We start from the raw sequence: 13,136 nt of genomic DNA, 5'->3' as shown, positions 1-13,136 counted from the left end.
GCGTGAGGGACGGCGTCCACAGTGCGGCCGGCCGGGTGGAGGGATGTCGTGGAGAACTTCCAGTGCTCCTCGTGCGGGCGGCAGATCAAGCCGGCGGCCCGCTGCCCCGACTGCGGGGCTGAGCAGCCGCAGTGGCGTGGACACCTGGCCGAGATCGAACGCTCCATCGCCGAGATGAAGGCCCGCGACGCGGAGATCGCCCGGGAGCAGCGGCAGATCGCCGCCAAGATGCAGGCCGCCCTCTTCCAGCGGGACATCCTCGCCCACGCCGGTGAGGAACGCGTCAAGCAGGCCACCCGGCCGCGCCGGGTACTCCGCCGCAAGCCGGGCCGTCGGCCACCGACCGCCGCCACCGGAGCACCACCGAAGGTGCCCCGGCAGGGCACCCCCGCCGGCCCGGACGAGCCGCCGCTCCCACCGCCGTACCGGACGGCCACCTGGCTGGGCGCGGACAACCCGGAACACCCGGCGGAGGCGTCCTCCCGGGAGGTGCAGAACATCCCGCTCGGGTTGGGCGCGCTGGTGCTGGCGGTCGCCGCGGTGGTCTTCGCCGCCGTCGCGACCAGCTCGATGGACGCCCTGGCCCGGCTCGGCATCCTGCTGGTCGCCACCGTCCTGCTGCTGCTCGCCCCGCCGGTGCTGGCCAGGCGGGGGCTCACCTCCACCGCCGAGACGATCTCCACGGTCGGCCTGCTGCTGGTGCCGCTGGCCGGGTACGCGCTCTGGGCGGTGGACCGGATCGGCGCCTCCGGGGCGGTCTTCTCCGGGATGATCTTCGCGTTGACCACCGGGGTCGCCCTCGCGTACGCCGTCGGCACCGGGCTGCGCGCCCCCCGGTTCGCGGCGGTGCTGGCCGCCCAGCCCGTGGTGCCGCTGCTCGCCTACGGGTGGGTCGACGGCCCGACCGGCTGGGCGGTGGTGTTCACCGTGGTGGCCGTGCTCGACCTCGGGCTGGTCCGCTCCGGCATCATGCGGGAACGGCCGGCCGGGCCGGAAGCCACGCCCGCCGGCCCCACCGCGCCCCGGCAGCGGGTCGACCCCGACGGCCGGCCGGAGGCGGCCCCCGAGGAGTCGGCCGAGGTGCTGGCCGGCACGGCGGGCGACCCGACCCGCGGCTCCCGGCCGGTGCCGTGGCTGCCCGAGACGACCTGGCTGCTGCACGGGGTGGCGGTGGCGCTCGCCCTGGCGTACGCCGTCACCGCCCTGCTGCGGGTGCAGACCGTGCCGGCGGCCGCCGGGGCGGGTGCGGCGCTGCTGCTGGCCGCCCTGGTGGCCCTGGCCGGCACCCTGCTGCTGCGCCGCCCGCCGCTGCCGGACCTGGGGGCCGGCATCCTCACCCTGGCCGTGATCGGCGCGCTGGGCCGGATCGCCGCGGTGGCCCTCCCGGGCCGGGCGCTGCTGCTGATCGCCGCGGTCATCACGCTGACCGGGCTGGCCGTGCGGGCCGTACCGGAGGCCGCCCGGCGTGGGCCGCAGCTCGCCTCCGCCGCGGCGCTGACCGTCAGCGGCCTGGTGGTGGCCGGTGGTGCGCTGCGGGCCGGACTGGCACCGGTGCAGGCGGCGCTGCCGGCCTGGCGGGCCGACCTGTCCCGGTTCCCCGCCGAGGTCGCGGCGGCGGCCGGTCCGTCCGCCGGGCAGCTCGCCGCCAGTGCGCTGCTGCTCACCATCGCGGCGGTGCTGGCCCTGCCGCCGGAGATCCGCCGCGAGTTCGCGGTGGTCGGCGCGGGGTTGACCGCGCTCGCCGTACCCGCCTCGTTGGGCCTGGGTGGGGTTGCGGCCCCCTGGCCGATGGTGCTGGCGGCGGTCGCGATCGGCGTCGCCGGGCTCTCCGCCGGCACGACACGGGCGGCCGTGGTGCACGCCGGCACCGCCACCGCGGTCGGTTTCGTCGGGGCCGGTGCCGCACTGAGCCGGCCGTCGGTGACCGCCGCCGCGCTGGCGGTGCTGATGCTGGCGGGGGTGCTGGTGGCGCTCGCGCCCCGGGTGCGGATCGCCCCGGCCGCCGCCGACGTCGTCTCCGGGTGGGCGGCCGGCGGGGCGGCGTTCGCGCTGCCCGGCGCGGTCGCCGCGTTCGTCGCCGCCACCGAGCCGTCCGGGCCGGTGCTCACCCCCGGGGTGCTCCGGGAGCTGACGGTGCCGATCCTGGCGGCGAGCTTCCTGGCCGTCTGCGTCACCCTCGGCTACGCGGCGGTGATGCAGGTGTCGCAGCGGCACCTGAGCCTGCCGCACGCCGTCGGCACCGGGCTGGGCGCGTTGGCGGTGATCGGGGCCGCCTTCTTCGCCCCCGGCCGGACCGCCGCCGACGCCTGGCTCGGTGGGCTGGTGCTGATCGCCACCCTGCTGCTGCTCTTCGCCGGCCGGATCGACGCGCGTCGCCCTTCGGATCTGGCGTTCGACGGTGCCGACCTGGCCGCCGCCGCCGTCACCACCGCGCTGATCGCCACCCTGGTGCGGATCACCGCGGTGATCTCCCCCGGCGGGCAGCTCGCGGTGGCCGCCGTGCTGGTGCTGGTGGTCGCCGTCGCCGCCCGGGCGATGCCCGAGGAGTGGCGGCGGGGGCCGGTGCTCGGCATCGCCGTGGGCGCCGCCCTGATCGGAGTACTGGCCGGCTGGTCGGCGCTGCGCGGCGGGGTGGGCGTGCTGGCCACCCCGGGCCCGATCTGGGCCGGCGACCTCACCGGCTGGCCGGCCGCGCCGACCGGCGGCTCGGCCTGGCAGGCCCCCGTCGCGCTGGCGCTGCTCGCGCTGGCCGCCGCGATCCTGCTCCCGGCCCCCTGGCGGTACGACGTGGCGGGCGTCGGCGCGGTGCTGGCCACCGTCGCCGTACCGGCCGCCTTCGACCTGCCCTGGTGGTCGCCCGTCCTGGTGGGGCTGACCGTCGCCACCGTCTTCGGGATGGCCGCGGTCGCCTCCGCCGACCCGCGTGCCGGGCTGTCCCGGGCCACCGTGGCCGGGGTGGTCGCGCTGCACGCCGCCGGGGCCGGGCTGGTGCGCCCGTGGACCACCGCGCTCGCCCTGGGGGGCATCGCGCTGATCGGCCTGACCGTGGCGGCGGTGGCCCGGTCGCTCGCCCCCTCGCTGGTGGAGGACGTCGAGACCGAGGGGATGCCGCCGCACCTGGTGCAGATCGGTGGCCTGGCGACCGCCGCCGCGCTGCTCACCCTTCCCGGCGCGGTGGCCGCCCTGGCCGCCGAGTTCGGCCACTCGGCCCAGGTGGTGCTGACCGCCGCGCTGGCCGCGTCCAGCTTCGGGCTCGCCGCCGTGGCCGCCGTCCGCCGGCAGGTCCCGCAGTATCTGCCGTACGCGAGCGCGGCCATCGCCGGTGGGGCCACCGTCAGCGCCCTGGCCGCCATCTTCGTCGACCTCCCGTCCGGGGTGTTCGCCGCCGCCGCGGCCCTGCTCGGTGTCCTCGCCGAGCTGGTCCGGGCGGCGACCGTGCCGCCGGTCGGGTCCGCCCAGCCGACCCGCCGCTGGACGGTCCTGCTGGACGGCGCGCTGCGCCGGCTGCCGGACGACGGCACGCAGCGGCGCTGGCGGGTCAGCCCCGCCGCCGGGGCGCTCGCCGCCGCGGCGGTGCCCACCGTGCTGGCGCTGTTCTCCCTCGCGCCGCTGCTCCTCGTGGCGCTGGTCGAGCCGCACCGGATGCTCGCCCACGTCTGGCAGGGGCCGCCGCCGCAGCTGCGCACCCCGCCGCCGGAGCTGGTCGACCCGACGCACGTGCTCACCGCGCTGCTGCTCACCGCCACCGCCGCGCTGGCCGCCACCGGCCTCAGCGGTGGCCGCCGGTCCCGGGCGGTGCCGGTGGTGCTGCCCGGCCTCGCGGTCACCCTGCTGATCACGCCGATCGCCCTGGGCATGGCCTGGCCGCAGAACGCCCTGGCCGCCCTCGCCGTGTTCACCATCTCGATGCTGGGGCTGGCGCTGACCCCGCCGCCCCCGCTGGCCGAGCGCGCCCGGTCGCTGCGGCTGGCCCGGGTGCTGGTCTTCGCGATCGGGCTGGCCGCCGGCGGCGCGGGGCTCGCCGGCAGCCTCGCCAGCGAGGGGCTGACCCTGTTCACCCTGGGCGGCGCGGTCGGCGTCGGGGCGGTCGCCGCACTCTTCGGCACCACCGGGCGGGCGCGCATCCTCGGCTGGCTGTTCGCATCGCTGATGGCGCAGCTCTTCGTGCTCACCGTCGGCCTGGTGGCCGGGTTCGCCGCCGTCTGGTCGGCGTTCGGGGTGCTCGCCGTGGGCGCGGTGTTGCAGGTCCTCGCCGCGCGGCTGCCCCGGCTGCGCCGGCCCGAGGCGCACCGGGAGGCCGCCACTGTCGAGTGGAGCGGTTACGCCGCCGCGCTCATCGCGCTGGCCCTGGCGTTCGACTCGCCCCGGCACATCGCCGCCCTGCTCGCCGCCTGGGGCGCCGTGCTCGGGGTGGCCGCCACCCGACCGGGGCGGCGACCGGTGGAGCGGCGGATCCTCTTCTGGGCCGTGGTGGCCTGCGAGATCGTCGCCTGGTGGATCCTGATGCGGGTCGCCGACGTGGCGCTGCCGGAGGCGTACACGCTGCCGTTCGCGGCGCTCGCCCTGCTGGTCGGCCTGCTGGAGCTGCGCGACCGCCCGGACCTGTCCAGCTGGGTGGCGTACGGCCCGGCGCTGGTCGCGGCGTTCGTGCCGACCCTGGCGATCGTGCTGGCCACCGACTCCAGCATGCTGCGCCAGGTGCTGCTGCTGCTCGGCGCGGTGGCGGTGCTGGTGTTCGGCTCGATCAGCCGGCAACAGGCCCCGGTGATCGTCGGCGCGGCGGTGACCGCGATCGCGGCGGTGCACGCCCTGTTCAGCCTGGGGCCGTGGCTGGTGCTCATCCCGGTCGGCCTGGTGCTGCTGGTGCTCGGGGCGAGCAACGAACGCCGCCGCCGCACCCAGGACAGGTTGCAGATGGCGCTGCGCGCCATGAGATGAGTCGGAGGGTCACGGCGGGGTCGGACGCGGTCGGCCTCAGTGGGCCGGGTGGTCGTGGGCGGGCGCATCGCGGCCAGGGGTGGACCGGGCGGTCACGCCCCGGCCGGAACGGCCCGGGGCCGGCCACGGTGATCGACTCGCTTGGGGCGACGTTGCGGTATCGACGGGGCCGGATACCGCAACATCGGCCCCATTGCGCGGGCTGCCCGCCTTGCGAGCGGTCCCACCCCGAGGTCAGGCCAGGGAGGCGCGGAGGGCGGCGTCCTTCTCGGCGACCAGATCCTCCAGGTCGGCCTGGAAGGCGACCATCCGGGCGCGCAGGGCCGGGTCGGTGGCGGCCAGGATGCGGACCGCGAGCAGGCCGGCGTTGCGGGCGTTGCCGATCGACACGGTGGCCACCGGGATCCCGGCCGGCATCTGCACGATGGACAGCAGCGAGTCCATCCCGTCCAGGTGCTTCAACGGCACCGGTACGCCGATCACCGGCAACGGGGTGACCGAGGCGACCATGCCGGGCAGCGCGGCGGCGCCACCGGCCCCCGCGATGATCACCTTGAGCCCCCGGTCCACGGCCTCCCGGCCGTAGTCGATCATTTTGACCGGGGTGCGGTGCGCGGAGACCACCGCCACCTCGTAGGGCACCCCGAACTCGTCCAGCGTCTCGGCGGCGGCCCGCATCACCGGCCAGTCCGAGTCGCTGCCCATGATCAACCCGACCGTGCTCACGCGTGCCCCTCCCGCAGCCAACGGGCGGCCCGCGCCGCCCGCTCCCGTACGTCGTCCAGGTCGTTGCCGAGCACCGTGACGTGCCCGATCTTGCGGCCCGGTCGGACCTGCTTGCCGTAGAGGTGGACCCGGGCACCCGGTTCGGCGGCGAAGAGGTGGTGCAGCCGCTCGTCGAGGGAGATCCCACCCGGCTCGCCGCCGAGGACGTTCGCCATCACCACCACCGGGGCGGTCAGCGCGGTGTCCCCCATCGGGTAGTCGAGCACCGCCCGCAGGTGCTGCTCGAACTGGGAGGTGCGGGCACCCTCGATGGTCCAGTGCCCGGAGTTGTGCGGACGCATCGCCAGCTCGTTGACGACCAGCCCGGCGTCGGTCTGGAACAGCTCCACCGCCAGCAGGCCGACCACCCCGAGCGCGGTGGCCAGGTCGATGGCGAGCTGCTGGGCGGCGACCGCCAGCTCCTCCGGCAGCTCCGGCGCGGGGGCGAGCACCTCGACGCAGATCCCGTCCCGCTGCACCGTCTCCACCACCGGGTAGACGGCGACCTGCCCGAACGGCGAGCGGGCCACCTGCACCGCCAGCTCCCGGCGCAGCGGCACCCGCTCCTCGACGATCAGCGAGGTGCCCCCGGCGAGCAGGGTAGCGGCCAGCTCGCCGGCCTGCCCGGCATCGTCGACCAGCCAGACGCCGCGCCCGTCGTAGCCGCCCCGGGCCGCCTTGAGCACCACCGGCCAGCCCTGCTGCGCACCGAAGGCGAGCAGGTCCGCCGGGTCGGCCACCGGCCGCCACGCGGGGTTCGGGGCGCCCAACGCGCCGAGCCGTTCCCGCATGGCCCGCTTGTCCTGGGCGTGCAGCAGCGCGTCGGCGGGCGGGAACAGCTTCACGCCCTCGGCGGCCAGGGCACGGATGTGCTCCGTCGGGACGTGCTCGTGGTCGAAGGTGACCACGTCACAGCCCTTGGCGAAGGTGCGCAGCGCGGCGAGGTCGGTGTGGTCGCCGAACTGCACGTCGGCGGCGACGAGCGCGGCACCGTCGTCGGGGGTGAGCGCCAGCACGCGCAGTGACTGGCCGAGGGCGATGGCGGCCTGGTGGGTCATCCGGGCCAGCTGGCCGCCACCCACCATGCCGACGACGGGCAGACCGGTACGGGAGTCCATAGCGCGGCCAGCCTATCCGGGCCGACCCCACCGGCCGACCCGAGGGCCACCCCGTCCCCGGCCGGCCGGCCCGACCCGCAGACCGGCGACCGCCGGGACCGGGCCACCCCATGCCCGGGTGGCCGGGCCGACCCGCAGACCGACGACCGCCGGGACCGGGCCATCCCGTCCCCGGCCGGCCGGGCCGACTCAGCCGAGCTGGGCCACCAGGTCGTCGACCGAGGTCACCGGCCGCTGGCAGACGAACCCCCGGCAGACGTACGCGGTGGGCAGCCCGTCGACCCGGGGCCGACCGGCGAGCAGTGGCACGCCGGGCTGGTCCGGCCGGCCGGCGACCACCACCGCGCCGGGTGGGGCGTGCCGGTGCGCGGCGGCGACCAGCGGATCCCCGGCCGGGTCGTCGGTGACCACCGCGATCTCGTACGGCCCGGAGAGCAGCGCCTCACCGGCCGACGCCGCGTACCCGGTGAACCGGGCGTGCCGGCCGACGATCGGCGCGACGGTCGACAGGGCCGCCTCGGCCGCCTCCCGGTAGCGGGTCTCCCCGGTCAGCGCCGCGTACGCGGTCAGCGCCGCCACGATCGCCGACCGGCCCGACGGGGTGGCGTTGTCGGTCGGGTCGGCCGGCCGGGCGACCAGCCGCTCGGCGTCGTCGGCGGTGTCGTAGAAGCCGCCGTCCGGGGCGGCGAACCGGGCCAGCGCGACGTCCAGCAGCCCGCCGGCCAGCTCCAGCCAGCGCCCCTCGCCGGTGAGCTGGTGCAGCGCGCAGAACGCCTCGGCCACGCAGCCGTGGTCCTCCAGCACCCCGGCCGGTTCGCCGACCGTCCGGTCCCGGGAGGCGCGGCGCAGCCGGCCGTCGACCAGGTGCACGGCGGCCAGGTGCTCGGCGGCGTCCCGCAGCGCCCCGTCGGCGACGATGGCCACACCGTCCATCAGGTTGGCGTCCTCGTCGTCGGGGGCCACCAGAAGCGCGGCGACCTGGACGAACTCGACGAGCGCGGTGATCGCCAGTCCGTTCCAGGCGGCCACCACCTTGTCGTCGCGGGCCGGTTGGGGGCGGGTGTCCCGGGCGGCCAGCAGCCGGCCCACCACACCGCGCCAGCGGTCCCGGACCGCCGGGTCGGCGTCGTCGACGTCCCGGGCCAGCCGCAGCACGCTCGTGCCGTGCTCGAAGGTGCCCGCCTCGGTGACGTCGAACAGGTCGGCCGCCCACCGGCCGTCGTCCTCGCCGAGCACCTCGACGAGCTGGGCCGGGGTCCAGGCGTAGGTGAGGCCCTCCACCCCCTCGGTGTCGGCGTCGAGCGCGGAGGCGAAGCCGTCCCCGGGGCGGTGCAGCTCGTCGGCGAGGAACCGGGCGGTGTCCCGGGCCACCCGGCGGGCCAGCGGGTCGCCGGTGAGCCGCCACAGCTGGGTGTAGACCCGCAGCAGCAGGGCGTTGTCGTAGAGCATCTTCTCGAAGTGCGGCACCGTCCAGTGGGCGTCCACCGAGTAGCGGGCGAACCCCCCGGCGAGCTGGTCGTGCAGGCCGCCCCGGGCCATCGCCTCGGCGGTGTGCCGGACGATCTCCAGGCTGTGCGCCGAGCCGGTGCGCCGGTGGTGCCGCAGCAGGAAGAGCAGGTTCATGTGCGGCGGGAACTTCGGTGCGCCGCCGAAGCCGCCGTTGGTCTCGTCGTACTCGCGGGCCAGTTGGTCGGCGGCGGCGTCGAGCAGCTCGGCGGTGAGCGGGGCGGTGGGGCCGCCGACGGCCTGGGCGCCGCCGATCGCCTCGACCACCGCGGCGCCCTGCCGCAGCACCGCCTCCCGCTGCTCCCGCCAGGCGGTGCCGACCGACTCCAGCAGCCGGACGAAGTTGGGCTTCGGGAAGTACGTGCCGCAGAAGAACGGGGTGCCGTCGGGGGTGGCGAAGACCGTCATCGGCCATCCGCCCTGGCCGGTCATCGCCTGGGTGGCGGTCATGTAGACGGCGTCGACGTCGGGGCGTTCCTCGCGGTCCACCTTGATCGCCACGAAGCCGGCGTTGACCAGCGCGCCGACCGTCTCGTCCTCGAACGACTCGTGCGCCATCACGTGGCACCAGTGACAAGCGGAATAGCCGACCGAGACGAGCACCGGGACGTCCCGCCGTTTCGCCTCGGCGAACGCCTCGTCGCACCACGGCCACCAGTCGACCGGGTTGTCGGCGTGCTGGAGCAGGTACGGCGAGGTGGCCTTGGCGAGTCGGTTCACCCGACGACCCTATCCACCCCCGGGCGCACCCGCCGGGGCAACCGTTCCGCCGACATCGGGCCTTCCCCCGTTAACATTCATCGACTTTGATCTGTTCGGGTCCGGTGATCGGCACCGGGCCGCGAGGAGGTCCCCATGCGCGGTTCCCGTCTCCTGTCGGCGCTCACCTCGGTCGCCGTGGTCGCGGCGGTGTTCGGCACCACCGGCCCCGCCTCGGCCGCGGTGGACCCCGGCACCCGGGTCTCGGCGACCACCGTGGTCGGTACGCACAATGCGTACGAACGCGGCACGTACCCCTATCTGGCGCAGGCGCTCGACGCCCGCCCCGGCCTGATCGAGCTGGACGTCTGGCCGGACATCATCACCAAGCAGTGGCGGGTCAGCCACTCCAACCCGCTGGGCAACGACAACAACTGCGTCGCCGCCACCACCCCCGCGCAGCTCTACACCGGCACCCGCAACAAGAACCTGGAGCACTGCCTGGACGACATCCGGCTCTGGTTCGACGCCCACCCCGACGCCGGCCCGCTGCAACTCAAGCTGGAGCTGAAGACCGGCTTCAGCAGTCGTACCGGGCAGGGGCCGGTCCAGCTCGACGCCGTGCTCGCCGCCCGGCTCGGCAGCCGGGTGTTCCGCCCCGCCGACCTGCGCGGCGGACACGCCACCCTGGACGCCGCCGCCCGCGCCAACGCCTGGCCCACCCGGGCGCAGCTCGCCGGCAAGGTGATCGTGGAGCTGATCCCCGGCACCGTCGAGGAGGGCAACCCCACCGACACCCTGTGGACCGACATCGAGTACGCCCAGCACCTGGTCGGCCTGGCGGCGGCCGGCACCCTCGGCCAGGCGCAGGCGTTCCCGGCGGTGCACCGGGCCCAGGCCGGCGACCCGCGCAGCCGGTACGCCGACACCGCCCTGAGCCCGTGGTTCGTGCTCTTCGACGGCGACGCCAGCGCGTATGTCACCGGCGGCATCGACACCTCCTGGTACGACACCAACCACTACCTGCTGGTGATGACCGACGCGCAAGACGTCCCGCCGGCGGTCGGCAACACCGACCCGGCGGCCGCCCGGGCACGGCTCGCCCAGCTCGCCGCCGCCCACGCCAGCGTGGCGTCCGCCGACTGGGCGGCGCTGCCGACGGTGGTCGGCGAGGTCCTCCCCCGCGGCTGACCCACCCGCCGCCAGGTGGCCCGCGTTCCGACGGCCGGCGCGGGCCACCCCCGCACCCCCGCACCCCCGCACCCCCGCACCCCCGCACCCCCGCACCCCCGCACCCCCGCACCCCCGCACCCCCGCACCCCCGCACCCCCGCACCCCCGCACCCCCGCACCCCCGCACCCCCGCACCCCCGCACCCCCGCACCAAGATCGTGCTCGATCCCTGTTGTAGTGGCCTCACATCCCTCCGAGACCACTACATCGTGGATCGAGCACGATCATGGATCGTTACGGGCACGGGCACGGGCACGGGCGGGCGGCACGGGCGGGCGGCACGGGCGGGTGGGGATAAGACGGGACGAACGGGGGCGGCGCGGTCAGGAGGCGCCGTCGGCGCGCAGGGGGAAGACGTTCGACTCGGCGGAGTCGCGCAGCGAGCCGAGCACCGCGCCGATCTTGTCGGCCGGCATCGGCTTGAAGAAGTGGTAGCCCTGGGCGGCGGTGCAGCCCAACGCCACCAGGGCGGCCCGCTGCTCGGCCGTCTCCACCCCCTCGGCGACCACCCGCAACCCCAACTCGTGGGCCAGCCCGACGGTGGCCCGGACGATCGCCGCCGCCTCCGGCGAGTCGGCCATCCGGATCACGAAGGAACGGTCCACCTTCAACTCGTCCACCGCGATCCGGGTCACGAAGGACAGCGACGAGAACCCGGTGCCGAAGTCGTCGACGGCCAACTGGACGCCCATCGTGCGCAGGTTCGCCAGCACCTCGTCGATCACCTCCAGCTCGCTCATCACCACCGTCTCGGTGATCTCCAGGACCAGCCGGTGCGCCGGCACCTGGTGCCGGCGCAGCGCGTCGGCGATCTCGGCCGGCAGCCGGGGGTCGAGCAGGCTGCGCGCCGAGAGGTTCACCGAGATCGGCACGTCCAGCCCGTCGCGGGCCCACCCGGCGGCCACCGAGAGCGCCTTGTCCAGCACGTACCGGGTGAAGGTGCCGAGCTGTTCGCTGTGTTCCACCGGGCGGATGAAGTCGGCCGGGCTGAGCCAGCCCCGCCGGGGGTGCTGCCAGCGGATCAGCGCCTCCACCCCGGTCGGGGCGCCGGTGGCCAGGTCGACCGCCGGTTGCAGGGCCAGCACCAGCTGGTCCTCGGCCTGCAACGCCTCCCGCAGCTCGGCGAGCAGGGCCAGCTGGTCGGTGCTGGCGGCGTCCCGGGCGCTGTCGTACGCGGCGACACTGCCGCCGCCCTCCTTCGCCTGGTACATCGCGATGTCGGCCCGGCGCAGCAGCTCGGTCAGGTCGGCGGTGCCCGCCCCGGCGACCACCACCCCCACCGACACCTCGACCGACATCCGCACCCCGGCCACCTCGGTCGGTGCGGCCAGCCGCTCGGCGATCTCCCGGGCCTGCCGCAGCGCGTACGCCATCGGGGCGGCCCGGTCGCCGAGCACCGGGACCGACGTCAGCAGCAGGGCGAACTCGTCGCCACCGAGCCGGGCGAGCAGGTCACCGGAGCGGGCCAGGTCGCCCAACCGGTTGCCGGTGAGCTGGAGCAGCCGGTCACCGGCGGCGTGCCCGAGCGTGTCGTTGACCTCTTTGAACTGGTCGATGTCGAGCAGCAGCAGAGCCACCGGGTGGTCGTGGGCGAGCTGCCGCAGCGCCTGGTCCCCCTTGCTCAGCAGGGCCGTCCGGTTGACCAGTCCGGTCAGCGCGTCGTGCACCGCGTCGTACGACGAGCGGGCGCTGACCAGCCGCAACTCCCGGTGGGTCGCCGCGTCGTGCAGGGCGGCGGCCAGCGCGTCGGAGTAGGCGGCCAGCGCGTCCCGTTCCCGGTCGCCGGGCGGCCCGGCGGCGGGGAACCGGACCCGCAACTGTCCGACCTGGACGTCGCCGACGACCAGCGCGCGGACCAGCTCGCCGGCGTTCGGGGCCGCCCCGTCGGGTGGCCCGACCTCCCGGCCCCGCACCTGACCGGAGGCGTCCCCCCGGTAGCGCCGCCACCGGCCGTCGCCCCGGGCCACGTCCACGTCCACCAGTTCGGCGCCGAACAGGGCGAGCGCGCCGGTCACCGCGGCGGTGGCCACCCCCCGCTCGTCGAGCTGGTTGAGGGCGGCGGTCGCCTCGGCGAACGCACGCCAGGTGCGTTGTTCCTGGTCGGCGCGGAGCCGGTGCCGGTAGGTCTGCTGGAGCAGCCAGAGCAGCGGGGGCAGCACCAGCAGCCAGCGGGGGTCGATCTCCAGCAGCGCCACCACGACCAGGCCGACCGCCACGTTGCCGACGAACATCAGCAACTTGCCGCGCACCGCAGCGAGCAGCGGCGGGCCGACCGCCGTGCCGTGCCGCAGGGCCAGGGCAGCCCCGCCCAGCCCGGCGGTGGTGAGCAGGTAGCCGACCGCGCCGACGACCAGGGCGGGGACGAGCGCCGGGGTGGGGCCGGCCAGCAGCGGCGCACCGAGGGCGGTGGCGACGGTCACGGCGAGCGCGGTCGCCGCCGTCAGCGAGGTGGCGATCCGCACCAGCTCCAGCGGGGCACGACGGTCGGCGGCCAGCGACATCGCCGTCCAGGCCGCCCCGGTGCCGAGCAGCGCGGCGGCCGGCAACCAGCCGGCCGGGGTGAGGTGCAGACAGACGATCAGCGCCGCTTCGCCCCAGGTGAGGCTGACCATGCCGGTGGCGGTGCGGAACCTCAGCCGGGCGAGCTGGGCCACCGCGAACACGACGACGGCGATGCCGAAGCGGGCCGCCCCCGGGAGCGGGTCGTCGGGCGGCAGGTCGACCGGCAGGCGCAGGCCGAGCACGACCGCCACCAACGCGGTCACCGCGACGGCGACGGTCAGCAGACGCACCCGCCAGGGGGTGTCCGAAGGCTCCGCACCGTCGCCGGACGCGCCAGCCCGGCCGGAGGTCACCGCCCGGCTCCGTCCGCGGGGCC

At 76.1% G+C, this 13,136-nt stretch carries 6 protein-coding genes; 2 read left to right on the top strand and 4 right to left on the bottom strand.

Going from position 1 to position 13,136, the window contains the following annotated elements; all coding sequences use genetic code 11:
• Window positions 1-48: 48 nt before the first annotated feature.
• Window positions 49-4,938 (top strand): permease, encoded by a 4,890-nt coding sequence (locus O7625_RS12385; protein ID WP_282345974.1) that lies wholly within the window; start codon window positions 49-51, stop codon window positions 4,936-4,938.
• Between the two features lie 234 nt (window positions 4,939-5,172).
• Here O7625_RS12385 and purE read toward each other — a convergent pair whose 3' ends face one another.
• The 3 genes from purE to O7625_RS12370 form a co-directional block, all read right to left on the bottom strand.
• Window positions 5,173-5,664: a 5-(carboxyamino)imidazole ribonucleotide mutase gene (purE, locus tag O7625_RS12380; protein ID WP_282345972.1), complete on the bottom strand. Its 492-nt coding sequence runs from the start codon at window positions 5,662-5,664 to the stop codon at window positions 5,173-5,175.
• Window positions 5,661-6,821: a 5-(carboxyamino)imidazole ribonucleotide synthase gene (locus O7625_RS12375; protein ID WP_067314165.1), complete on the bottom strand. Its 1,161-nt coding sequence runs from the start codon at window positions 6,819-6,821 to the stop codon at window positions 5,661-5,663. Before O7625_RS12375 ends, purE begins: the two co-directional genes overlap by 4 nt.
• 189 nt (window positions 6,822-7,010) lie before the next feature.
• Window positions 7,011-9,047, bottom strand: coding sequence for a thioredoxin domain-containing protein (locus O7625_RS12370; protein ID WP_282345970.1), 2,037 nt, complete (start codon window positions 9,045-9,047; stop codon window positions 7,011-7,013).
• A 135-nt stretch (window positions 9,048-9,182) separates the two neighbouring features.
• Between O7625_RS12370 and O7625_RS12365 the strand changes: the two genes are divergently transcribed.
• On the top strand, window positions 9,183-10,217 hold the full coding sequence (locus tag O7625_RS12365) for a phosphatidylinositol-specific phospholipase C domain-containing protein (protein ID WP_282345969.1): 1,035 nt from the start codon (window positions 9,183-9,185) through the stop codon (window positions 10,215-10,217).
• A gap of 364 nt (window positions 10,218-10,581) precedes the next feature.
• Here the strand turns inward: O7625_RS12365 and O7625_RS12360 are convergent, their stop codons facing one another.
• Window positions 10,582-13,050, bottom strand: coding sequence for a bifunctional diguanylate cyclase/phosphodiesterase (locus O7625_RS12360; RefSeq protein WP_282345968.1), 2,469 nt, complete (start codon window positions 13,048-13,050; stop codon window positions 10,582-10,584).
• Window positions 13,051-13,136 lie beyond the last annotated feature (86 nt).

It is taken from the genome of Micromonospora sp. WMMD714 (genome assembly GCF_029581315.1).
GTDB classification, from domain to species: Bacteria; Actinomycetota; Actinomycetes; order Mycobacteriales; family Micromonosporaceae; genus Micromonospora; species Micromonospora rifamycinica.
This window is presented reverse-complemented; position numbering and strand designations above follow the sequence as displayed.